Origin of the sequence: Stenotrophomonas sp. Nf1 (genome assembly GCF_003028475.1) — a bacterium.
Classification (GTDB): Bacteria; Pseudomonadota; Gammaproteobacteria; order Xanthomonadales; family Xanthomonadaceae; genus Stenotrophomonas.
The window spans coordinates 110,915-131,982 of sequence record NZ_PYTV01000010.1 but is presented as its reverse complement, the minus strand read 5'-3'; the positions used below and the strand labels follow the sequence as shown (position 1 = coordinate 131,982).

The 21,068-nt window shown below is 66.8% G+C and carries 23 protein-coding genes; 17 read left to right on the top strand and 6 right to left on the bottom strand.

Annotated features, from left to right (window positions below):
* Nucleotides 1–4 precede the first annotated feature (4 nt).
* From C9412_RS17380 to C9412_RS17355, 6 genes are all read left to right on the top strand, one after another.
* A complete protein-coding gene (locus C9412_RS17380) occupies nt 5–790 on the top strand; it encodes a succinate dehydrogenase iron-sulfur subunit (protein ID WP_005409079.1) in 786 nt (261 codons plus the stop codon).
* A 73-nt stretch (nt 791–863) separates the two neighbouring features.
* Nucleotides 864–1,112: a succinate dehydrogenase assembly factor 2 gene (locus tag C9412_RS17375; RefSeq protein WP_065722897.1), complete on the top strand. Its 249-nt coding sequence runs from the start codon at nt 864–866 to the stop codon at nt 1,110–1,112.
* The gene (locus tag C9412_RS17370; protein WP_107232775.1) at nt 1,063–1,512 is read left to right on the top strand and encodes a hypothetical protein; all 450 of its coding nucleotides are present in this window, start codon (nt 1,063–1,065) and stop codon (nt 1,510–1,512) included. Before C9412_RS17375 ends, C9412_RS17370 begins: the two co-directional genes overlap by 50 nt.
* Nucleotides 1,513–1,535: 23 nt before the next feature.
* Nucleotides 1,536–2,777 carry a lipoprotein-releasing ABC transporter permease subunit gene (locus C9412_RS17365; protein WP_107232774.1) on the top strand — a complete coding sequence of 414 codons (1,242 nt, stop codon included), beginning with the start codon at nt 1,536–1,538 and terminating at the stop codon, nt 2,775–2,777.
* Entirely contained in the window at nt 2,770–3,588 is an 819-nt protein-coding gene (locus tag C9412_RS17360; protein WP_107232773.1) for an ATP-binding cassette domain-containing protein, read from the top strand. The genes C9412_RS17365 and C9412_RS17360 overlap by 8 nt, the downstream gene beginning before the upstream one ends.
* A gap of 228 nt (nt 3,589–3,816) precedes the next feature.
* Nucleotides 3,817–4,266, top strand: coding sequence for a DUF6491 family protein (locus C9412_RS17355; protein ID WP_107232772.1), 450 nt, complete (start codon nt 3,817–3,819; stop codon nt 4,264–4,266).
* A gap of 74 nt (nt 4,267–4,340) precedes the next feature.
* On the opposite strand, the gene C9412_RS17350 is transcribed toward C9412_RS17355, so the two are convergent.
* The 3 genes from C9412_RS17350 to ftsY form a co-directional block, all read right to left on the bottom strand.
* Nucleotides 4,341–4,610, bottom strand: coding sequence for an oxidative damage protection protein (locus C9412_RS17350; protein ID WP_107232771.1), 270 nt, complete (start codon nt 4,608–4,610; stop codon nt 4,341–4,343).
* A gap of 5 nt (nt 4,611–4,615) precedes the next feature.
* Nucleotides 4,616–5,740 carry an A/G-specific adenine glycosylase gene (gene mutY, locus C9412_RS17345; protein WP_107232770.1) on the bottom strand — a complete coding sequence of 375 codons (1,125 nt, stop codon included), beginning with the start codon at nt 5,738–5,740 and terminating at the stop codon, nt 4,616–4,618.
* A 114-nt stretch (nt 5,741–5,854) separates the two neighbouring features.
* Entirely contained in the window at nt 5,855–7,159 is a 1,305-nt protein-coding gene (gene ftsY / locus C9412_RS17340) for a signal recognition particle-docking protein FtsY (protein ID WP_107232769.1), read from the bottom strand.
* 129 nt (nt 7,160–7,288) lie between these two features.
* Here ftsY and C9412_RS17335 point away from each other — a divergent pair, with 129 nt between their 5' ends.
* On the top strand, nt 7,289–7,588 hold the full coding sequence (locus tag C9412_RS17335) for a hypothetical protein (RefSeq protein WP_107232768.1): 300 nt from the start codon (nt 7,289–7,291) through the stop codon (nt 7,586–7,588).
* Between the two features lie 144 nt (nt 7,589–7,732).
* Here C9412_RS17335 and htpG read toward each other — a convergent pair whose 3' ends face one another.
* On the bottom strand, nt 7,733–9,622 hold the full coding sequence (htpG, locus tag C9412_RS17330) for a molecular chaperone HtpG (protein WP_107232767.1): 1,890 nt from the start codon (nt 9,620–9,622) through the stop codon (nt 7,733–7,735).
* Between the two features lie 720 nt (nt 9,623–10,342).
* On the opposite strand from htpG, the gene rsmD reads away from it, so the two are divergent.
* The 6 genes from rsmD (at nt 10,343) to C9412_RS17300 (ending at nt 15,157) form a co-directional block, all read left to right on the top strand.
* Nucleotides 10,343–10,921, top strand: coding sequence for a 16S rRNA (guanine(966)-N(2))-methyltransferase RsmD (rsmD, locus tag C9412_RS17325; RefSeq protein WP_107232766.1), 579 nt, complete (start codon nt 10,343–10,345; stop codon nt 10,919–10,921).
* A gap of 26 nt (nt 10,922–10,947) precedes the next feature.
* A complete protein-coding gene (coaD, locus tag C9412_RS17320; protein ID WP_107232765.1) occupies nt 10,948–11,457 on the top strand; it encodes a pantetheine-phosphate adenylyltransferase in 510 nt (169 codons plus the stop codon).
* Between the two features lie 59 nt (nt 11,458–11,516).
* Nucleotides 11,517–12,008: a hypothetical protein gene (locus C9412_RS17315; protein WP_107232764.1), complete on the top strand. Its 492-nt coding sequence runs from the start codon at nt 11,517–11,519 to the stop codon at nt 12,006–12,008.
* A gap of 131 nt (nt 12,009–12,139) precedes the next feature.
* Nucleotides 12,140–12,421, top strand: a complete 282-nt coding sequence (locus C9412_RS17310; protein WP_004153175.1) for a YfhL family 4Fe-4S dicluster ferredoxin — start codon at nt 12,140–12,142, stop codon at nt 12,419–12,421.
* Nucleotides 12,418–14,148 (top strand): gamma-glutamyltransferase, encoded by a 1,731-nt coding sequence (ggt, locus tag C9412_RS17305; RefSeq protein ID WP_107232763.1) that lies wholly within the window; start codon nt 12,418–12,420, stop codon nt 14,146–14,148. The genes C9412_RS17310 and ggt overlap by 4 nt, the downstream gene beginning before the upstream one ends.
* A 121-nt stretch (nt 14,149–14,269) precedes the next feature.
* Nucleotides 14,270–15,157, top strand: coding sequence for an MBL fold metallo-hydrolase (locus tag C9412_RS17300; RefSeq protein WP_107232762.1), 888 nt, complete (start codon nt 14,270–14,272; stop codon nt 15,155–15,157).
* 80 nt (nt 15,158–15,237) lie between these two features.
* On the opposite strand, the gene C9412_RS17295 is transcribed toward C9412_RS17300, so the two are convergent.
* Nucleotides 15,238–15,531: a PsiF family protein gene (locus C9412_RS17295; protein ID WP_107232761.1), complete on the bottom strand. Its 294-nt coding sequence runs from the start codon at nt 15,529–15,531 to the stop codon at nt 15,238–15,240.
* Between the two features lie 57 nt (nt 15,532–15,588).
* Between C9412_RS17295 and C9412_RS17290 the strand changes: the two genes are divergently transcribed.
* Together C9412_RS17290 and C9412_RS17285 are read left to right on the top strand one after the other, a co-directional pair.
* A complete protein-coding gene (locus C9412_RS17290; protein WP_258190339.1) occupies nt 15,589–16,014 on the top strand; it encodes a metalloregulator ArsR/SmtB family transcription factor in 426 nt (141 codons plus the stop codon).
* Entirely contained in the window at nt 15,995–16,474 is a 480-nt protein-coding gene (locus C9412_RS17285) for an SRPBCC family protein (RefSeq protein WP_107232759.1), read from the top strand. Before C9412_RS17290 ends, C9412_RS17285 begins: the two co-directional genes overlap by 20 nt.
* Before the next feature lie 109 nt (nt 16,475–16,583).
* Here the strand turns inward: C9412_RS17285 and upp are convergent, their stop codons facing one another.
* On the bottom strand, nt 16,584–17,216 hold the full coding sequence (upp, locus tag C9412_RS17280) for a uracil phosphoribosyltransferase (RefSeq protein ID WP_107232758.1): 633 nt from the start codon (nt 17,214–17,216) through the stop codon (nt 16,584–16,586).
* A gap of 169 nt (nt 17,217–17,385) precedes the next feature.
* On the opposite strand from upp, the gene C9412_RS17275 reads away from it, so the two are divergent.
* The gene (locus C9412_RS17275) at nt 17,386–19,947 is read left to right on the top strand and encodes a TonB-dependent receptor (RefSeq protein WP_107232757.1); all 2,562 of its coding nucleotides are present in this window, start codon (nt 17,386–17,388) and stop codon (nt 19,945–19,947) included.
* On the top strand, nt 19,947–21,062 hold the full coding sequence (locus C9412_RS17270; protein ID WP_107232756.1) for a phytase: 1,116 nt from the start codon (nt 19,947–19,949) through the stop codon (nt 21,060–21,062). The genes C9412_RS17275 and C9412_RS17270 overlap by 1 nt, the downstream gene beginning before the upstream one ends.
* The last annotated feature ends 6 nt before the right edge of the window (nt 21,063–21,068 follow it).

Below are 21,068 nucleotides of genomic sequence, written 5' to 3'. Positions count from 1 at the left end.
AGCCATGGCCGAGTTTTCACTCCCCAAGAATTCCAAGATCACGAAGGGCAAGCACTTCCCCGTCAAGAACGGCGGCAAGAACGTGCGCACCTTCAAGATCTACCGCTGGAGTCCGGACGACGACAGCAACCCGCGCACCGACACCTATGAAGTCGATCTGGACGCCTGTGGCCCGATGGTCCTGGACGCCCTGATCAAGATCAAGAACGAGATCGATCCGACCCTGACCTTCCGCCGCTCGTGCCGCGAAGGTATCTGTGGTTCGTGCGCGATGAACATCGACGGCACCAACACCCTGGCCTGCACCCGAGCCATCTCGGACTGCGGCAAGAAGGAAGTGCCGATCTACCCGCTGCCGCACATGAACGTGGTCAAGGATCTGGTTCCGGACCTGACCCACTTCTACGCGCAGTACGCGTCGATCAAGCCGTGGATCCGCACCCAGACCCCGGCACCGCCGGACCGTGAGCGCCTGCAGTCGCCGGAAGACCGCAAGAAGCTGGACGGCCTGTACGAGTGCATCCTGTGCGCCTGCTGCTCGACCAGCTGCCCGAGCTACTGGTGGAACGGCGAGCGTTATCTGGGCCCGGCGATCCTGCTGCAGGCCTACCGTTGGATCATCGACTCGCGCGATGAGGACACCGGTGCGCGCCTGGATGATCTGGAAGATCCGTTCAAGCTGTACCGCTGCCACACCATCATGAACTGCGCCCGGACCTGCCCGAAGGGCCTGAACCCGGCGCTGGCGATCGCCGAGATCAAGAAGCTGATGATGGAACGCCGCGCCTGATACAGGGCCGGGTAGCTGCATGACCCCAGTAGAGCCACGCCATGCGTGGCTTTGCTGTATCTGGAGAAACACAATGGATGAAGAAACCCTGCTGAAGAAGCTGCGCTGGCGCTGCCGCCGCGGCATGCGCGAGCTGGACCAGCTGTTCGGGCGCTACCTCGACCACGAATGGAGCACTGCGCCGACCGAAGAGCGCGAGGTTTTCCTGTTCCTGCTCGACTGCGAGGACGATAAGTTGTGGCGCTGGTTCATGGGCTACGAGGCCTGCCCGCATGCGCACGCCATTCCCCTCATGCAGAAGATCCTCGCCCTCAAGCCTTGAGTGGGGCCCCTCACGGCTGCAGGCTGTGGCCCAGCTGTCGGTGTTGCTGGCCGCACCCTGGCTGCTGCGTGCGTCGGATCTGCCGCCGCGGCTGCTGATGCCCGCCGTGCTGCTGGCCTGGGTGTTCGGCCTGGCCGAACTGGCCTGGCGCCTGCGCCGACCGCGTGTGCGGGTTCTTCTGCCGGCGCTGCCCGATCCGCTGCAGGTGGCGGGGCAGGACATCGATGCCCCCCGCCTGGTGGTGCGCGGCCCCTGGCTGCTGTTGCTGTGGCGTGAGGACCGGCGGCGGCGTCGCCTGTTGTTCTGGCCCGATGTGCTCGATTCCGGGCAGCGACGTGAACTGCGACTGGCCGTGGCCGCACGCAGCGTTTCCCGTCGGCCCCGGTCAATGGCACCATAAGCTGAATTGACCGGCGTGCCTGCATGTTCAAACCCATACCCGTGGCCATCGGCCTGCGCTACCTGCGCGCCAAGCGCCGCAACGGCTTCATTTCCTTCATCTCGATGGCATCGATCCTGGGCATCGCGCTCGGCGTCACGGTGCTGATCACCACCCTGGCGGTGATGAGCGGTTTCCAGAAGGAAATCCGCAGCCGTCTGCTGCAGATGACCGCCCACACCACCATCAGCCGTGACGGCGAGCCCATGCCGGACTGGATGCGCGTGGTCGACATTGCCGGCAAGGACCCGCGCGTGGCCGGTGCCGCGCCGTACATCGAGATCCAGTCGATGATCAGTGGCCCGCGCGTGCAGGGTGCGATCATCCAGGGCATCGATCCGGCGCTGGAGCCGAAGGTCTCGGTGATCGACCAGAAGGTCACCAAGGGCAGTTATGACAGCCTCAAGCCGGGCAGCTTCAACCTGCTGCTGGGCAAGGAACTGGCGATCTGGCTCGGCGTGGACGTCGGTGATCAGGTGCTGGTGACCTTCGCCGAAGTGCAGGGCACGCCCGCCGGCGCGGTGCCACGAATGAAACGCTTCACCGTCAGCGGCATCTTCGAGGCCGGCTACAACGAGGTCGATCGTGGCGTCGGCTTTGCCAACATGCAGGACCTGGAACGCGTGCTGCGCAGTGACGGCGCCACCGGTGTGCGCCTGAAACTGCACGACATGGACCGCTCGCTGGAAGTGGGCGTGGACCTGGCGCAGAGCCTCGGCGGTGCTTACCGGGTCAGTGACTGGACCCAGCAGAACGCCAACCTCTACCACTCGCTGCGCATGGAGAAGGTGGTGATGGGCATCCTGCTGTCGCTGATCATCGCCATGGGCGCCTTCAACCTGGTGTCCTCGCAGGTGATGCTGGTGACTGACAAGCAGGCCGACATCGCCATCCTGCGCACCCTCGGCCTGACCCCGGGCGGGGTGATGCAGGTGTTCATGGTGCAGGGCTCGCTGATCGGCATCTTCGGCACGCTGGCCGGCCTGATCGGTGGCATCACCCTGACCCTCAACCTGGAACGCATCCTCGGCGCCATCGAGGCCGTGTTCAACGTCAAGCTGATGCCGGAAGATGTGTACTACATCACCGGCCTGCCGACCGACATGCAGACCGGCGACGTGGTGGCGATCACCGTGGTGGCGCTGCTGATGAGCTTCCTGGCCACCCTGTATCCCGCCTGGCGGGCAGCACGCACCCAGCCGGCGGAGGCCCTGCGTTATGAATAAGGTCTTCGATCGTGGCGAGGAAGTGATCCGCGCCGAAGCGCTGGGCAAGACCTATGCCGAAGGGCGCATGCAGACCCCGGTGTTCGACAACCTCGACCTGACGGTGGCTGCCGGTGAAACGGTGGCGATCATCGGTGCGTCCGGTGCGGGCAAGAGCACCTTGCTGCACCTGCTCGGCGGGTTGGATGTTCCCAGTGCAGGCGAAGTCTATGTGGCCGGCCAGCGCATGTCGGCGCTCTCCGATACCGCGCGCGGGCTGCTGCGCAACCAGGCGCTGGGGTTTGTCTACCAGTTCCATCACCTGCTGCCGGAATTCACTGCGCTGGAAAACGTGATGATGCCGCTGCTGTTGTCCAAGTCGCATTCGGTGCTGTCGCAGCGTCTGGCGTACGCGGGGCTGGGCGTGGTGGGGTCAGCGCTGGCCAGCATCGTCAACGGCGCGACTTCGTTCGTCCGCGGTCGTCCGGAGGTGGAAGAGGCGGTTGCGCGCGCCACCGCTCTGCTGGAGTCGGTCGGGCTGGGCCATCGTCTGGATCACAAGCCGGGCGAGCTGTCCGGTGGCGAGCGCCAGCGTGCCGCCGTGGCGCGCGCGCTGGTCAACCATCCGGCCTGTGTGCTCGGCGACGAGCCGACCGGCAATCTGGATGACCGCACCGCCGGCACCGTGTTCGACCTGATGCTGGAACTCAATCGCGCCCGCCACACCAGCCTGGTGCTGGTGACCCACGACCGCAGCCTGGCACGTCGCCTGGACCGGGTGCTGGAACTGCGCGAAGGGCGCCTGCACGCGCTGGCCCACGCCGACGTCTGAGCCGCTGGGCCCGCTTGGGTGGAAGCCAACCGTGGTCGGCTGCTGCTGCAGGGCAAGCGCCAACCAAGGTTGGCGTCTACCGGAATCCGGCGCCTTGGGTCTGCATTGGTAGAGGTCGACCTTGGTCGACCGCCGACCGCCGACCGGCGGCTGAATGGGGCCGCTGGGCGTCGCGCCGGCAGTGCCTGGTCGGGCGCATGATGGCGACAATTCCCCGAGGAGATCGCCATGAAGACCCCGCTTCTGCTGGCAGGCCTCTGCCTGGCCCTGGCCGCCTGCGCGACCACCGGCCGGCTCAGCAGCACCGAAAAGCTCGACCTGTACCGCGCCCATGCTGGCGCGCCGCAGAACGACATGCAGTTCTTCGGCAGCCTCAATGGCTGGACCGAGCTGGGTGACAGCGCGTTGGCAGTGTGGACCCGCCCGAGCGAGGCCTATCTGCTGGAATTGAGTGGCCCGTGCCCGGACCTGTCCTACGCCACCGCCATCGGCCTGACCAGCAGCATGGGCCGGGTCTCGTCACGCTTCGACAAGGTGCTGGTGCGCGACCCGACCGGCGGCCCGCGCATGCCGTGCTTCATCAACAGCATCCGCAAGCTGGACGTGAAGGCACTGCGCACCTCCGAACAGGAGCTGCGCCAGGCGCAGGTGCAGGAGCGCGAGGAAAACGCCAAATAGCGTGGTAGTGCCGGCCGCCGGCCGGCATCCCGCCGATGCCAGGTTGCCGGCCAGCGGCCGGCACTACCTGGGTGTCACGCTTCCGGGGTGAAGCCTGCGGGCTTCTCTGCGTCCTTCTCGAACAGGAACTTGACCAGTTCGCCTTCAAGGAATGCGCGGTGCTGGGGTGTGCGCGGCGACAGCCGGTTCTCGTTGATCAGCATGGTCTGATGCGCCAGCCATGCGGCCCAGGCCTGCTTGCCGATGTTGCTGAAGATGCGCTGGCCCAGTTCGCCAGGGTAGGGCACGAAGTCCAGGCCCTCGACATCGCGTTGTTCGTACTGGCAGAAGACGGTTCGGGACATGGCGTTCACTCGTGGTTGCGGGATTTCTTGGACGTTCGTTTCGGCGCCTTGATGCTGGCGCCATCGAGCAGCTTGCGGATCGGCGCCGGCAGGCCCAGCGCCGGAAGCTCGTCGGCGGCGACCCAGCGCAGCGTGGGTTCTTCCACGCGCAGGCCGTGCACCTGCCGCGACAATACCTGCAGGTGCAACTTGTAGTGGCTGAAGGTGTGCTGCAGCACCGGCAGTTCTTCGGCGTCTTCCAGTGATCCGTCGACATGCGCGTCGAACCAGTCCTGCAGATCGCTGCCGGCCTCGGCCTGCGGCAGCGTCCACAGCTGCGCCCAGATGCCGGTGTCCGGACGCTTCTGCAGCAGCACGCGCTGCTGGGTGTCGCGCAGCAGCAGGGCCACCGCTTCGCGTTCGGGCAGGGTCTTGCCCGGCTTGGGTGTGGGCAGATCGGCGGTGCGGCCTTCGCGGCGTGCCACGCAGTCGTCCTGCAACGGGCAGATCACGCAGGCCGGCCTGGCGCGGCTGCACACCGTCGCGCCCAGGTCCATCTGCGCCTGGGTGTAGTCGGCCATGTGCCCGGCCGGTACGTGCGTCACGTGCGCCTCGGCGAGAGCCCACAGCTGCTTCTCGATGGCCGGCAGGCCGGGGAAGCCGTCAATGCCGTGGTAGCGGCTGAGCACGCGCTTGACGTTGCCGTCGAGGATCGCGAACGGGTCGTTCCAGGCCTGGCTGAGGATCGCCCCGGCAGTGCTGCGGCCGATGCCGGGCAGGGCATGCAGCGCGTCGAAATCACGTGGCAGATCGCCGCCATGCAGCTCCACGCAGCGCTGGGCCGCCGCGTGCAGATTGCGCGCGCGGGCGTAGTAGCCAAGCCCGGCCCACTGCGCCATCACCGCATCATTGCTGGCGGCGGCGAGGTCGGGCAGGGTCGGGAAGTGCTGCAGGAACCGCTGGAAATACGGGATGACCGTGGCCACCTGGGTCTGCTGCAGCATGATCTCCGACAGCCAGACCCGGTAGGGGCTGCGCGGGTGCTGCCAGGGCAGGTCGTGGCGGCCATGGTTGTCGAACCAGTGCAGCAGGCGGGCGACGAAGCCGTCTTGCTGGGCGGTATCGGCGCTGGCGTGCGGCTGGCGGGGCATCGGGGTTCCGGGAAAGGGCAGCCACCCGTGGGGTGGCTCTACCAATGTGTCGCGCGGGACCGGGGCGTCGCGCGCGGGGCAGTAGAGCCACGCCATGCGTGGCTGCGCGGCATATCAGCCGCCCAGTGCTTCAGGCAGCAGGGCGTCGACGAAGGCTTCCGGATCGAACACGCGCAGGTCTTCCGGGCGCTCGCCGATACCGGCGAAACGGATCGGAATGCCGAACTCGCGGGCCAGCGCGAACACCACGCCGCCCTTGGCGGTGCCGTCCAGCTTGGTCACCACCAGGCCGGTCACGTTCACTGCGGCGTTGAACTGGCGCAGCTGCGACAGCGCGTTCTGGCCAGTGGTGCCGTCGATCACCATCAGCACCTCGTGTGGCGCGGTGGGGTCGATCTTGCCGAGCACGCGACGGATCTTGCCCAGTTCGTTCATCAGGCCAGACTGGGTGTGGAGGCGGCCGGCGGTGTCGGCAATCAGCACCGAGGTGCCACGGGCCTTGCCGGCCTGCAGCGCGTCGAATGCCACCGAGGCGGCATCGGCGTTCTGGCCCTGCGCGACCACGGCCACGCCGTTGCGCTCGCCCCAGGCCTGCAGCTGGGCTACGGCAGCGGCACGGAAGGTATCGCCGGCGGCCAGCATCAGGCTGTGGCCGTCATCCTTGAAGCGCTTTGCCAGCTTGCCGATGGTGGTGGTCTTGCCGACGCCGTTGACGCCGACGGTGAGCACCACGAACGGCTTGGCAGTGCGGTCGATCAGCAGCGGCTTGGCCACGGGCTGCAGGATCGCGATCAGTTCGGCGCGCAGTGCGGCCAGCAGCGCGTTGGCATCGGCGAACTCGCGCGACTTCATGCGCTTGCGTAGGCCTTCCACCAGATCGGTGGTTGCGCCGACGCCGACGTCGGCGGTGATCAATGCGGTTTCCAGCTCGTCCAGCAGGTCATCGTCGAGCTTGGGGTTGCGCGAGAACAGGCCGCCGAAGCTGCGCGCAATGACGCTGTTGCGCAGGCGTTCGCGCCAGCCGGGCTTGCCGGCGGCGGCGGGCGGGGCGTCGACCAGGACCGGCAGGTCGGCGGCCGGGGCGACCGGCTCCTCGGCCGGAACGACCGGGGCCAGCGGAGCCAGCACAGCGGCCGCAGCGAGCGCTTCGGCCTGCACGTCTTCGGCCGCGATGACCGGCGGCGCAGCCGGCACGGCGGGCGCTTCGGCGACGGGCGCCTGTACGGGCGCCGGTGCCGGTTCGGGTGCAGGTGCAGGTGCAGGTGCTACGGCTTCGGCCGCCGATGCGGCGGGCGCGTCCTCGGCGGGCGCGGCTGACGGGAACGCCGCCGCCAGCTCTTCAGCCGAGTAGTGCTGGGTCTTGGCTGCCTCCGTGGCGGGGGCATCCTGGGGCTTCTTGCGGCGGAAAAAACTGAGCATTGGCAAAAGGCGCTGAAATCAGGGGGATATGCTACCACTCGGGCCTGTCTGGCCGATGTGGACTCAAGGTCGCGGCCCGCCGGCCGTTAACCGGTCCGGAGGGCTGCGTCGTGCAGCCCGGAGGCCGCCATGAACAACGTGATGGGAACTGCACTCAGCGGGATGCGCGCGGCTCAGCAGGGCGTGCAGGTGGCTGCACACAATGTTGCCAGCCTGGCGACCCCCGAAGCCGAGCGCTTGCAGCTGCAGCGCGGTGCGGTGGCTCAGGGCGGGGTGGAGACGGCGGTGGCCACCACCGGCCCCGATCCGGGCGCGCCACTGGGTGATCTGCTGGCGGCCAAGGCCGAAGTCGTGGCCTTCGCCGCCAATGCCACGGTGATCCGCCGCCAGGACCAGCTGCTGGGTTCGCTGCTGGACCGGGAAGCCTGAACCGCCCGCCCCGGTAGGTGCCAACCTTGGTTGGCACAATAGAGGCGTGCCAACCAAGGTTGGCATCTACCAGAGCGGGCATGCCAACCAAGGTTGGCATCTACCAAGGTAGCGCCGGGCCATGCCCGGCGACCACCGTCTCGATCAGGCCGACAGCTCCAGCAACAGCTTGTTCAGGCGCGCCACATAGGCACCCGGGTCCTTCAGGCTGTCACCGGCGGCCAGCGCGGCCTGGTCGAACAGCACCCGGCCCAGATCGTCGAAACGCGCGCCATCGGCTTCGGCATCGAGCTTGGCGATCAGCGGATGGCCCGGGTTGATCTCCAGTACCGGCTTGCTGTCGGGCACCTTCTGCCCGCTGGCTTCCAGGATCTGGCGCATCTGCAGGCCCAGGTCCTGCTCGCCGATGGCCAGCACCGCCGGCGAATCGGTCAGGCGGTGCGAGACGCGCACTTCGGCCACGTCGTCGCCCAGCACCGTCTTCAGGCGCTCGACCAGGCCCTGCTTGTCCTTGGCCGCGGCTTCCTGTTCCTGCTTGTCCGCTTCGGTTTCCAGCGCGCCCAGGTCGAGGTCGCCACGGGCGATGTCGACGAAGCCCTTGCCGTCGAAATCGGTCAGATAGCCCATCAGCCACTCGTCGATGCGATCGGTCAGCAGCAGCACTTCCACGCCCTTCTTGCGGAACACTTCCAGGTGCGGACTGTTGCGCACCTGGCTGAAGCTCTCGCCGGTCAGGTAATATATCTTGTCCTGGCCTTCGGCCATGCGGCCGATGTAATCGGCCAGCGACACGGTCTGCGCGTCGCCGTCGCCGCGGGTGGAGGCGAAGCGCAGCAGGCCGGCCACCTTCTCGCGGTTGTTGTAGTCCTCGGCCGGGCCTTCCTTCAGCACCTGGCCGAATTCCTTCCAGAACGTGGCGTACTGCTCGGGCTTGTCGGCAGCCAGCTTTTCCAGCATGTCCAGCGAGCGCTTGGTCAGTGCGGCCTTCATCGAATCGATGACCGGGCCGGACTGCAGGATCTCGCGCGACACGTTCAGCGACAGGTCGTTGGAATCGACCACGCCCTTGATGAAACGCAGGTACAGCGGCAGGAACTGCTCGGCCTGGTCCATCACGAACACGCGCTGCACGTACAGCTTCAGGCCCTTGGGCGTGTCGCGGTGGTACAGGTCGAACGGTGCGCGACCGGGCACGTACAGCAGCGAGGTGTATTCCAGTTTGCCTTCGACCTTGTTGTGGCTCCACGCCAGCGGATCGCTGTGGTCATGCGCCACGTGCTTGTAGAACTCGGTGTACTCGGCGTCGCTGATCTCGGTGCGCGGGCGGGTCCACAGCGCGCTGGCGCGGTTGACGGTCTCCCATTCGACGGTGGCGCCTTCTTCGCCTTCCTTCGGCATCTGGATCGGCAGGCCGATGTGGTCCGAATACTTCTTGAGGATGCTGCGCAGGCGCCAGCCGTCGGCGAAGTCGTGCTCGCCGTCCTTCAGGTGCAGCACGATGCGGGTGCCGCGCTCGGTCTTGTCGACGGTGGCCACTTCGAAGTCACCTTCGCCGCGCGAGGTCCAGCGCACGCCTTCGCCCGCAGCCAGGCCGGCGCGGCGCGAGGTCACTTCCACTTCGTCGGCGACGATGAAGGCGCTGTAGAAGCCGACGCCGAACTGGCCGATCAGCTGCGAATCCTTCTTCTGGTCGCCGGACAGCTGGCGCAGGAAATCGCCGGTGCCGGACTTGGCAATCGTGCCGAGGTGGGCGATGGCTTCGGCGCGGCTCATGCCGATGCCGTTGTCTTCGATGGTGATGGTGTGGGCGGCGGGGTCGAAGCTGACGCGCACGCGCAGCTCGCTGTCACCTTCCAGCAGGGCCGGCTGGGTCAGGGCCTCGAAGCGCAGCTTGTCGGCGGCGTCGGCGGCATTGGAGACCAGCTCGCGCAGGAAGATCTCCTTGTTGGAGTACAGCGAGTGGATCATCAGCTGCAGCAGCTGCTTGACTTCGGTCTGGAAGCCAAGGGTTTGGGTCTGGGTGGTCTCGGTCATCGATAAGGCTCCGTGTGCAATGCCGCGCCAGCGCGTGCGGCCTCGCCAAGGGGTAGGGATGATTGTCCCGAAATCAAGGGGTTGGTCGGGCAGGGCTTGCAGCCCTGCACCTGCAGAGGCCAAGGCAACAGCAACAGCGGGCATTCCGTGGGATGGCGGGGCGGTGTGGGTTGGCAGGACACGCCGTAAACCCGTCCTTGGGGGCTCGATGGCGCCTTGCTCGTGTGCGCAATCCTGCGCACACAGCAAGACCGGGGTTGGGCGTCCTGCCCAACCCGCCCGAGGCATGCCTCGGGCCCATGGCGCCAACGGTCCTGCCAACCCACACCGCCCCGCCTCTGACAGGTTCACTCGGCTGTTGGTAGGTGTCGACCTTGGTCGACACATCTGTCAGATATCGAAACAAATCCGGGGTCAGATCCGTTTTCCTACGGAAAACGGATCTGACCCCAAGAGTCGTTCCGACAGATCGCAGGAAACTGTCGAAGGCGGGGTGGGTCCGGTTGCGGGGGCGTGAGCGCCATGGATGGCGCGACCGAGCCTCCATGGACGGATTCACGGCGTCCCCCGCAACCGGACCCACCCCGCCAACCCACAGGGATCAAGCTTTTGAAGTTGCTTCGACTGTTGCTTCGGCTTCTGCGGGTGCCGGGCGCAGCCCGGCCGAACTACAATCCCGCTCATGCTGAAATTCTCGAATACCTCCCGCCGGGGGCGCCGATGAGCGGCCGTGGTGGCAATGAGGGCCAGGTCCGCATCATCGGCGGGCGCTGGCGCAACACCCGCCTGCCGGTGCCGACCCTGCCGGGCCTGCGGCCGAGCAGCGACCGCGTGCGCGAAACCCTGTTCAACTGGCTGATGCCCAAGCTGGGTGGGGCCCGTGTGCTGGATCTGTTCGCCGGCAGCGGTGCGCTGGGCCTGGAGGCCGTCTCGCGCGGCGCCAGCCATGCCACCCTGGTCGAGCGCGATGCTCAGCTGGGCCGCAATCTGTCCGCCGCCGTGGCCAAGCTGCAGGCGGCCGACCAGGTGGCCGTGGTCCAGGCCGATGCCCTGGCTTGGCTGCGGGGTGCGCCGGCGCAGCAGGCCGACCTGGTCTTCATCGATCCGCCGTTTGCCGATGGCCTGTGGCAGGACGTGCTGGCCCAGCTACCGCGGCACCTGGCCGCCGATGCCTGGCTGTACCTGGAATCGCCGGCCGGCCACGTGCCGGTGCTGCCGCCGGACTGGCTGCTGCACCGCGAGGGCGGCACCCGCGAGGTGCGCTTTGCCCTGTACCGCCGCGCCACTGCTACACTTTGACCTCATCTGAACATCTGCAACCGCCCATGACCGTGGCCAACCGCCGCATCGCCGTCTACCCCGGCACGTTCGACCCGATCACCAATGGTCATATCGACCTGGTCAGCCGGGCCGCGCCGCTGTTTGAAAAGGTCGTGGTCGGCGTGGCACAGAGCCCGTCCAAGGGGCCGGCGCTGCCGCTGGAGCAGCGCGTGCAGCTGGCTCGCGGTGCGCTGGGGCACCACAGCAACGTCGAGGTCATCGGCTTCGATACGCTGCTGGCTCATTTCGTACGTTCGGTCCAGGGCGGGGTGCTGCTGCGCGGCCTGCGCGCGGTGTCCGACTTCGAGTACGAGTTCCAGATGGCGAGCATGAACCGCCACCTGATCCCCGAGGTCGAGACCCTGTTCCTGACCCCGGCCGAACAGCACAGCTTCATTTCGTCCTCGCTGGTCCGCGAGATCGCGCGCCTGGGCGGCGACGTGTCCGGTTTCGTACCGGCCGCGGTGCTCGAAGCCCTGCGCAAGGTCCGCGAAGCGAAGGCGGCACAGCAGTAAGTCCGCAGTACCTGCACCCCATTACGTACAACACCACGCACCATTCCGGGAGGAAACCCATGAATACCACCATGCGCGCGATGCTGATCGCTTCGTTGGCCCTGGCCTTCACCGCCTGCAAGAAGGAAGAGGCCGCTCCGGTCGACGAGGCCAAGCAGGCCCTGGTCGCGCCGTCCAAGGACGACGATGCAGGCTGGAAGAAGTACCTGCAGGAAGTGGCCATCCAGAACATGGGCAACATCACCAACAGCCCGTTCCTGTACTACCTCTCGCCGGAATCGGACCCGGACTTCCAGGCCAAGTATGAGCGTCAGACCGAGAGCGCGACCCAGGCCGTGGCCCGCGGCGTGCAGCCGGGCAACATGCTGGCCTTCGGTTCGTCGGCCTCGGGCAAGATGGCTGACATGATCCAGGCCGTGTTCAAGGACGTGTCGCCGGATTCGATGAAGGGCGTGCGCGTCGTCTTCATCGGCCAGTCGGCCGACAACGCCCGCGTGCAGGCTGCCGTGCAGCCGACCGGTGCCGAGTACATTTTCGTCGAAGCCAAGTAAGACCGAGCCATGGCGGCCATGCTCCGGCATGGCCCGGGCGGTGACCCGCAAGGGCGCCGCTGATGACCTGACCGGCCCGCGCGCCCGCGCTGGCCGGTCCTTGTCCCAAGGCGCGGGCGAGGAGTATCGCCATGTCGCTGAAAATCAACGAGCTCTGCGTCAACTGCGACGTATGCGAGCCGGCCTGCCCGAACCAGGCCATTGCGATGGGTGAAACCATCTACGTGATCGACCCTGCGCGCTGCACCGAATGCGTGGGCCATTTCGACGAACCGCAGTGCGTGGTCGTCTGCCCGGTCGAGTGCATCGACCCGGACCCGGAGATCGTGGAAACCGAAGACCAGCTGCTGGCCAAGCTGCGCCAGCTGCAGCACGATCACCCCGAACTCTACGCGGAGCCCCCATCCGAATGAAGACGTTGATCGTCCGCCCCCTGTTGCTGCTCGGCCTGCTGCTGAGCCCGATGGCCTGGGCCGACAGCCCGGCCCGCGCCGAGCGCCCCGATGGCGCGGCCATTGCCAGCGGCCATGCGCTGGCCACCCAGGCCGGCATCGACATCCTGGCGCAGGGCGGCAATGCCTTCGACGCGGCGGTGGCGGTGTCATCCACGCTGGCGGTGGTCGAGCCGATCAGTTCCGGCCTCGGCGGTGGCGGCTTCTTCCTGCTGCACGACGCGGCCACCGGCAAGGACGTGATGCTGGATGCACGCGAGACCGCACCGGCGTCGGCCACGCCGCAGGCCTTCCTCGACAAGCAGGGCAACCTGGACCGCGACCGCTCGGTCAACGGTGCCTGGTCGGCCGGTATTCCCGGCCTGCCTGCGGCGCTGGTCGAACTGTCGGCCAAGCACGGCAAGCTGCCGCTGTCGGCGTCGCTGCAACCGGCGATCCGCATCGCCCGCGAAGGCTTCCCGGTCTACGACCGCATGGCCAAGGGCTATGCCTCGCGCCGCGAAGTGATGGAGCGCTATCCCGGCACGCGCGAGGTCTACCTGCGCAACGGCAAGCCGATCGCTACCGGTGACCTGTTCAAGCAGCCGGAACTGGCACAGACGCTGGAGCGCCTGGCGGCCGGTGGCTTCGATGGTTTCTACAAGGGCCAGACCGGCAAGCTGCTGCTGGCCGGCGTGAAGCAGGCCGGTGGCCAATGGACGGCCGAGGAACTGGCCGGCTACCGGGTGAAGCAGCGCGAGCCGATCGTCTTCAACTACAACGGCTGGAAGATCACCACCGCGCCGCCGCCGTCGTCCGGTGGCATCGCGCTGGCCAGCATGCTGCAGATCCTGGAAGGCTGGGACATCAAGCAGATGGACCCGGCACATCGCACCCACCTGGTGGTGGAGTCGATGCGTCGCGCCTACCGTGACCGCACCTTCTTCCTCGGCGATCCGGATTTCGTGCAGATCCCGCAGAAGGTGCTGACCAGCAAGGACTACGCACAGGGCCTGCGCGCCACCATCCACCCGGAGAAGGCCACGCCCAGTGACCTGCTGTCGGGCAACCCGACGCCGCTGGAAGACGACGAGACCACGCACTTCTCGATCATCGACCGCGACGGCAACCGCGTCGGCGCCACCCAGACCGTCAACCTGCTGTACGGCTCGGGGCTTATTCCCAAGGGCACCGGCGTGCTGCTGAACAACGAAATGGACGACTTCGCGCTGAAGCCGGGCACGCCCAATGCGTTCGGCGTGATGGGCTACGCGGCCAATGCACCGAAGCCGGGCAAGCGCATGCTCAGCTCGATGACGCCGACCTTCATGGAGAACGACGACAAGGTGATCGTGCTGGGCACCCCGGGGGGCAGCCGCATCATCACCATGGTGCTGCTGGGCATCCTCGGCTACGACGCTGGCCTGGATGCGCAGCAGGTGGCTGCGTTGCCGCGTTACCACCACCAGTGGCTGCCGGACCTGATCGAAGCCGAGGACGATGCGTTCGACGCGGCCACGGTGAAGCAGCTGCAGGCGATGGGCCACAGGATCGACCTGCCGGGAGACACTGCTGCCGGTGGCCGCGGTTCCAGCCACGTGTGGGGCAACCTGCAGACCGTGGAATGGGACCGCAAGGCGAACCGGCTGTTCGGTGGCAGCGACCCGCGCAACCCGGTGGGCAGCGCCCAGGTCGTGCCGGCCCGCTGATCCAGCGGTAGTGCCGGCCGCTGGCCGGCAACTTGGCAGATCATCAGAACCCCGCCCATCGGCGGGGTTTTCTGTTTCCTTTCTAGCGATTATTTAACGGGGTGCCGCCGATAATTGCCGTATGAAACTATGGTCGATTCGTGGAAACTCGCAGCGCCTGGACGGCGGTGCGATGTTCGGCAACGCACCGCGTGCGCTGTGGGAAAAATGGGCGGCACCGGACGAGCTCAATCGCATCGAGCTGGCCTGCCGTGCGCTGCTCGCCAGCCCGCTGGAAGGCAAGACGGTACTGTTCGAAACCGGGATCGGTGCATTCTTCGATCCGCGCATGCGCGAGCGCTACGGCGTGCAGGAAAGCCAGCATGTGCTGATCGATTCGCTGCGCGAGGCGGGTTTCGAACACGAGGATATCGACGTGGTGGTGCTCAGCCACCTGCACTTCGACCACGCCGGTGGCCTGCTGGCGGCATGGAGCGAAGGGCGTGAACCGGAGCTGCTGTTCCCCAACGCCACTTTCGTGGTCGGCGCGCAGCACTGGCAGCGTGCGCTGCAACCGCACCCGCGCGACCGCGCCAGTTTCATCCCCGAGCTGCCCGGCCTGTTGCAGGCCAGTGGTCGCCTGGAAGTGGTGGAAGGCGAGTATTCAAAGGCACTCGGCCGCAGCGTGCGCTTCAGTTACAGCGACGGCCACACGCCGGGCCTGATGCTGGCAGAGATCGTCGGCCATGCGCATGCGGGCGAGGGCGCGCATGGCGGCGTGGTGTTCTGCGCCGACCTGATTCCCGGCCGCTCATGGGTGCACGTGCCGATCACGATGGGCTACGACCGCAACGCCGAACTGCTGATCGACGAGAAACGGCGGTTCCTCGAAGACAAGCTGGCGCGCAATGTGCATCTGTTCTTCACCCACGACCCGCAGGTGGCGCTGGCGCAGCTGGGGCGCGACGACAAGGGGCGATTCGTGACCCTGCATGAGCAGGGTGAACTGAAGGCGCGCGCGCTGGGGTAATGAAATGGCCGGGCAATGCCCGGCCTTCATGTATGGGTAGATCCACGCCACGCGTGGATGGTTTTCCGCGGACGCGACTGTTACGACGCCTTCAGGCAGCTGCTCATGAAGGTCTTGCGCGCATCACCGGCCAGCTTCTTGGCGCCGGCGTCGGCATTGCACTTGCGCATGCGTTCCTGCGGGGTGGTTGCTGCTTTGCTTTCGGCGGCATGGCCACTGAGGCAGGCGCTCTGCGCGGTCTTGTAGGCGTCACCCTTCAAGCCCTTGTTCTTGGCCGAGCAGTCGGCCATGCGCTGCTGCTGCGGGGTGGTGGCATTGGCGGCCAGCGGCAGGCCGACCAGCAGGATGGCGGCCAGCAGGAAAGAGGCTTTCATCGGGAGCTCCAGGGGTGGCGGGTGCGCGGAGCATTCGCTTCCGGCCTGCAAGGCCACGTGAAGAATGCGCCCCGGGCCGAGAGCGCTTGCACCGGCGTTCAGATCGGCGTATTACTTAGCCATATGGGTAAGTATGATCCCGCCATTCAAGAGGTATTCCAGGCACTGGCCGACCCGACGCGCTGCGCGATCGTGGCCGCGCTGGGGCAGGGGCCGCGCACCGTGTCGATGCTGGCCGAGCCGTTCGAGATGGCCTTGCCCTCGCTGATGAAGCATCTGGCCGTGCTGGAACGCAGTGGCGTGGTGCGCAGCCGCAAGCAGGGGCGCATCCGCACCTGCGAACTGGTGCCGGAACGGTTGGGCCAGGCCGAGCAATGGCTGGCCGCGCAGCGCGCCGTGTGGGAAGCACGCGCCGAGCGCATGGTCGAGTTTGTCGAAACCCTTCACCGACAGGAGCAGGCCCATGGCCGCAGACGCAGGTAACAATCCCGAGACCGATCTGGTCATCAGCCGCGTACTGAATGCACCGCGTACCGCGCTGTGGCGGGCGTGGACCGACCCGGAGCTGCTGCGCCAGTGGTGGTGCCCGCAGCCGTGGACCACCGAAGTACGCGCGTTCGACCTGCGCCCGGGTGGGGCCTTCCACACCTTCATGCAGGGCCCCGACGGCGGCAGCAGTGACAACCCGGGCAGCTTCCTGGAGATCGTGCCGCAGCAGCGGCTGGTGTTCACCTCGATGCTGGGCGCGGGCTGGCGGCCGCAGTCACCGTGGCTGGGCTTCACCGCCATCATCACGATGGAGGACGAGGGCGAGGGCTGTCGCTACACCGCGCGGGTGATGCACCCGGACAAGGCGCTGCGTGACCAGCATGAGCAGTTGGGTTTCTTTGACGGCTGGAATACCGCCATCGACCAGCTTGAAGCATTCGCGGCCGGTCTGTAACACCGCGCTTGGGGTCAGAGCCCTCTCCTGTGGAGAGGGAACCGCCCCCGAGTTTGCTGCGGTCAGATCCCTTTCGGAACGAAAGGGCTCTGACCCCCGGTACTCCGGATCAGCCCACGCGGGTACCGAAGATGCGGTCGCCGGCATCGCCCAGACCCGGCAGGATGTAGCCCTTCTCGTTGAGCTGGGCATCGATGGCCGCGGTGTAGATTTCCACATCCGGGTGCACGGCCTTGACCGCCTCGATGCCCTCCGGCGCGGCCACCAGGAAGATGCCCTTGATGCGGCGGGCGCCGGCGCGCTTGAGCATGTCGATGGTGGCGATCAGGGTGCCGCCGGTGGCCAGCATCGGGTCCAGGATCAGCGCGTCGCGCTCTTCCAGGCGCCCGGTCAGGCGCTCGAAGTAGGGCACCGGCTGCAGGGTTTCCTCATCGCGCTGCAGGCCGACCACGCTGACGCGCGCGGCCGGGATCAGCGACAGCACGCCGCTGAGCATGCCCAGGCCGGCACGCAGGATCGGCACCACGGTGATCTTGGCACCGGCGATGCGCTGCACGGTGACCGGGCCGGCCCAGCCGGGCAGGGTGTGCGGCTCGGTGTCCAGGTCGGCGGTGGCCTCGTAGGCCAGCAGGGTGCCCAGCTCGTTGGCCAGTTCGCGGAAATCCTTGGTGCTGAGCGCGGCGTTGCGCATCAGGCCGATCTTGTGCTGCACCAGCGGGTGGCGCACTTCGACGATCTTCATGGTCGGGAAGGGGAATCAGGAGAGAGGCCACCATTTTGCCGGATTGCCGGGCCCAACCCCAAACCGGGCGCGCCACCGTCGTACATGAAATGTGCAGACGCATGTCATGGCCATGCAACCTTGCGGACATACCGTGCAGACCCATTCTTAACAGGAATGGGGATTCCCAGTGCATATCAAGACTCCGTTGGCCGTTGCCATCACCCTGACCCTGGCGATGGGGGCTGCTGCGCCGCTGCAGGCCGCCGGGCAGCAGGCGGTCGCCGCCACCGGTGCCGTGGCCGCTGATGCGGTCGACCTGGACCGCATCGAAGTGCGCGCCCAGCTCGAATCGCAGATCCGCGCGGTCGACCTCAAGCGCAGCAGCGACGCCATCGAAGACGCGGTGTCCTCCGATGCGCTGGGCCAGTACCCGGACAAGAACGTGGCCGAGTCGCTGCAGCGCCTGCCGGGCATCAGCGTCACCCGCGACCAGGGCGAGGGCCGCTTCGTGGTCATCCGCGGCCTGGACGCCAACCTCAACAGTGTCAGTGTGGATGGCATCGCCGTGGGCACGCCGGAGGATTCCAGCCGCGCCGCACCGCTGGATGTGATCCCCTCCGATTCCACCGAGCGCCTGCGCGTGGTGAAGTCACCGACCCCGGACATGCCCGGTGACGCCATCGGTGGCGCGGTGCTGGTGGAGTCGGCCTCGGCCTTCGACCGCGACGGCCGCAGCCTGCGCGGCAAGATCGAAGGCAGCCACCAGCAGCTGTCGGGCGAGACCAGCCCCAAGGCCGCGTTCAATTACAGCGAGGTGTTCAACGATACCTTCGGCGTGGCGCTGGGCGTGAACTACCAGAAGCGCAAGTTCGAGTCGGACAACACCGAAGTGGAGTACGACGGCGAGGATGATGCCGCACCCGGTGATGTCACCGCGATCAATCTGCAGCACCGCAAGTACGAGATCGAGCGCAAGCGCATCGGTGCCAACCTCAACCTCGACTGGCGCCCGAACGAGGACAGCCGGTACTACCTGCGCACGCTGTACAGCCAGTTCGACGACGCCGAGACCCGTCAGCGCGTGATCTTCAACTTCGACGACGCCAAGATGGTGCAGACCGGTGCCGACCAGTACCGCCTGGACGGCATGCCGAAGGATTCGATCGACAAGCGCATGCGCTACCGCACCAAGAAGGAGAACACCTTCGCGGCCAGCCTGGGCGGTGAGAACAAGCTGAGCCACGCGGTGGTCGACTACAAGGTGGGCTACACCCGCACCGAGGAGCGGGTCAATGATGAGATGGAGGCGCGCTTCAAGCTCAACGGCAAGGCCTTCAATGGCACCCTTGACCAGAGCAGCCGCCTGCCCAGCTACAGCTTCGACAACCCGCAGTGGCTGGACAACGCCAACTACGCCTTCGACCGCTTCGTGCTCTCGCCCAAGCAGGTCAATGACAAGGAACACAGCGCGCAGGTCAACGTGCGTTTCGACGGCGACAGCAGCAGCATCAAGTTCGGCCTGCTGGGCCGTTGGCGCGACCGCGACGTCAATGTCGATGAGAACGAGCTGCGGGTCGGCCCGAAGGTGGCGCTGTCGAGCTGGAACGCCGGCTCGCCCGAGCACCGCCATGGCGACATGGGGGCGGGCATGGATTCGGCCGCGATGCGCGCGTTCTGGGCCGCCAACGGTGGCCAATACAGTGCCCGCCCGCAGGACGTCGGCGCCAATGCGATGACGTCGCTGGAGGAGGATTACGTGGCCAGCGAAGACATCTTCGCCAGCTACGCGATGGGAACGTGGGACGTCGGCGCGCTGCGCATCATCGGCGGCGTGCGGGTGGAGAACACCCGCTTCAAGGCGATCGGTAACCAGGTCGACGTCGCCGCCAATGGCCGCACCTTCACCGTTACCCCCCGCGTGGCCAACAGCAGCTACACCAACGTGTTGCCGGGCCTGCACCTGCGCTATGACGCCGCCGACGACTGGGTGCTGCGCGCCTCGGCCAACAAGACCGTATCGCGTCCGTCGTTCGGCGACGTCTCGCCGCGCGTGGGCTACAGCCGTGGCGACGAGGAAGTGCGCCTGGGCAACCCCGAGCTGGATCCGTACGAATCGAAGAACATCGACCTGTCGGTGGAGAAGTACATCGGCAGCACTGGCATCGTCTCGCTGGGCCTGTTCCACAAGTCGATCGATGGCTACATCGTGCAGACTGTGCGCACCAATGATCCGGACTACGGCGGCTTCGACGTGACCCAGCCGGTCAATGGCCGCAAGGCCACGGTACGTGGTGCCGAGTTCAACTGGCAGCAGCAGCTGGCCTTCCTGCCGGCGGGTCTGGATGGCTTGCTGGTGGGTGCCAGTGGCACCTGGCTGGACACCGAGTTCGACGCGGGGATCGAGGATCGTGCCGGTGAGGACTTCACCCTGCCGCGCGCGTCCAAGCACGTCTACAGTGCGCACATCGGCTACGAGAAGTATGGTCTGAGCACGCGGTTGGCGGCGGTGTACCGCAGTGAGTACCTCGACAGCATCGGCAAGGGCCGCGCCTTCGACATCTATGTCGCGCCCAACACCCAGCTCGACTTCTCGCTGGACTACAAGTTCACCCCGCGCGTGAGCATGTACTTCGAAGCGCAGAACCTGCTGGACAAGCCGCTTGAGCTGTACCAGGGCACACGCTCGCGCACCCTGCAGATGGAAGAGTATGGCCGTACCTACGCGCTGGGCCTGAAGGTGGCACTGTGATGGCGCGTCGCATCACCCTGCTGGCTGCCGCACTGGCCGCAACCCTGGTGGCTGGCTGCACGCCGGCCACCGGCAACGATCCGTCCGTGGCCACGCCCGAGGCAAAGGCCGCGGCCGAGCGTGCGGTGACCACCATCGCCGAGGCGTTCCTTTCGCCGATGACGCCGGCCGACAACATTGATTCCCCTGCCGCCTGGCGCGCACCCGACGGAAAGCTGTGGTTGATCGCCACTGCCAAGGCCACCGACAAGCTGGTGGTCTACGACGGCAGCACCGGCCAGCACCTGCGCGACGTCGGCAGCAGCGGCACCGCGCCTGGGCAGTTCGACCGCCCAAACGGCATTGCGGTGACCGACGACCTGCTGTGGATCGTGGAGCGCGACAATCACCGCGTACAGGTGCTGGGCCTGCCGGACTTCACCCCGCTGGCGACGTTCGCTGCCGACGACCTGCGCAAGCCGTACGGGCTGTGGGTCGACCGCCGTGCCGATGGCTACAGCGTCTACGTCACCGACTCCTGGGACAACGGCGAGGATGCACAGGGGCGTGACATCCTGCCGCCGCTGGCCGAGCTGGACAAGCGCGTGCGCCAGTACCACGTGAGCCGCGACGGTGCGAAGGTCGACGCAAAGCTCGTCGCCAGCATCGGTGACACCAGTGAAGCCGGTGCGCTGCGCGTGGTCGAATCGATCTGGGGCGACCCGGACAACGACCGCCTGTTGATCGCCGAAGAGGACGAGCGCTACGCCAGCGAATTCAAGGTCTACACCCTGGCCGGGCGTTTCACCGGCACCACCTTCGGCCGCGATGTATTCAAGGCGCAGGCCGAGGGCGTGACCCTGCGCACCTGCGGCAAGGATGGTTGGTGGATCACCACCGAGCAAGGCAAGCAGCGCAGCGTGTTCCACCTGTTTGATCGCCACACGTTGAAGCCGGTGGGCGCCTTCCAGGGCAATACCGTGGCCAACACCGATGGCATCTGGATGATGCAGCAGCCGAGCGCGCGCTTCCCGCATGGTGCGCTGTACGCGGTGCATGATGACCAGGGCGTGGTGGCGTTCGATTGGGAGAGCATTGCCAAGCAGCTGGCGCTGCCGCTGGAGTGTGGCGCATGAGCCGGT

Coding starts and splice junctions, on each gene's coding strand:
- C9412_RS17380 (WP_005409079.1), top strand. CDS start 5: ATGGCCGAGTTTTCACTCCCCAAGAATTCCAAGATCACGAAGGGCAAG.
- C9412_RS17375 (WP_065722897.1), top strand. CDS start 864: ATGGATGAAGAAACCCTGCTGAAGAAGCTGCGCTGGCGCTGCCGCCGC.
- C9412_RS17370 (WP_107232775.1), top strand. CDS start 1,063: ATGCGCACGCCATTCCCCTCATGCAGAAGATCCTCGCCCTCAAGCCTT.
- C9412_RS17365 (WP_107232774.1), top strand. CDS start 1,536: ATGTTCAAACCCATACCCGTGGCCATCGGCCTGCGCTACCTGCGCGCC.
- C9412_RS17360 (WP_107232773.1), top strand. CDS start 2,770: ATGAATAAGGTCTTCGATCGTGGCGAGGAAGTGATCCGCGCCGAAGCG.
- C9412_RS17355 (WP_107232772.1), top strand. CDS start 3,817: ATGAAGACCCCGCTTCTGCTGGCAGGCCTCTGCCTGGCCCTGGCCGCC.
- C9412_RS17350 (WP_107232771.1), bottom strand. CDS start 4,610: ATGTCCCGAACCGTCTTCTGCCAGTACGAACAACGCGATGTCGAGGGC.
- mutY (WP_107232770.1), bottom strand. CDS start 5,740: ATGCCCCGCCAGCCGCACGCCAGCGCCGATACCGCCCAGCAAGACGGC.
- ftsY (WP_107232769.1), bottom strand. CDS start 7,159: ATGCTCAGTTTTTTCCGCCGCAAGAAGCCCCAGGATGCCCCCGCCACG.
- C9412_RS17335 (WP_107232768.1), top strand. CDS start 7,289: ATGAACAACGTGATGGGAACTGCACTCAGCGGGATGCGCGCGGCTCAG.
- htpG (WP_107232767.1), bottom strand. CDS start 9,622: ATGACCGAGACCACCCAGACCCAAACCCTTGGCTTCCAGACCGAAGTC.
- rsmD (WP_107232766.1), top strand. CDS start 10,343: ATGAGCGGCCGTGGTGGCAATGAGGGCCAGGTCCGCATCATCGGCGGG.
- coaD (WP_107232765.1), top strand. CDS start 10,948: ATGACCGTGGCCAACCGCCGCATCGCCGTCTACCCCGGCACGTTCGAC.
- C9412_RS17315 (WP_107232764.1), top strand. CDS start 11,517: ATGAATACCACCATGCGCGCGATGCTGATCGCTTCGTTGGCCCTGGCC.
- C9412_RS17310 (WP_004153175.1), top strand. CDS start 12,140: ATGTCGCTGAAAATCAACGAGCTCTGCGTCAACTGCGACGTATGCGAG.
- ggt (WP_107232763.1), top strand. CDS start 12,418: ATGAAGACGTTGATCGTCCGCCCCCTGTTGCTGCTCGGCCTGCTGCTG.
- C9412_RS17300 (WP_107232762.1), top strand. CDS start 14,270: ATGAAACTATGGTCGATTCGTGGAAACTCGCAGCGCCTGGACGGCGGT.
- C9412_RS17295 (WP_107232761.1), bottom strand. CDS start 15,531: ATGAAAGCCTCTTTCCTGCTGGCCGCCATCCTGCTGGTCGGCCTGCCG.
- C9412_RS17285 (WP_107232759.1), top strand. CDS start 15,995: ATGGCCGCAGACGCAGGTAACAATCCCGAGACCGATCTGGTCATCAGC.
- upp (WP_107232758.1), bottom strand. CDS start 17,216: ATGAAGATCGTCGAAGTGCGCCACCCGCTGGTGCAGCACAAGATCGGC.
- C9412_RS17270 (WP_107232756.1), top strand. CDS start 19,947: ATGGCGCGTCGCATCACCCTGCTGGCTGCCGCACTGGCCGCAACCCTG.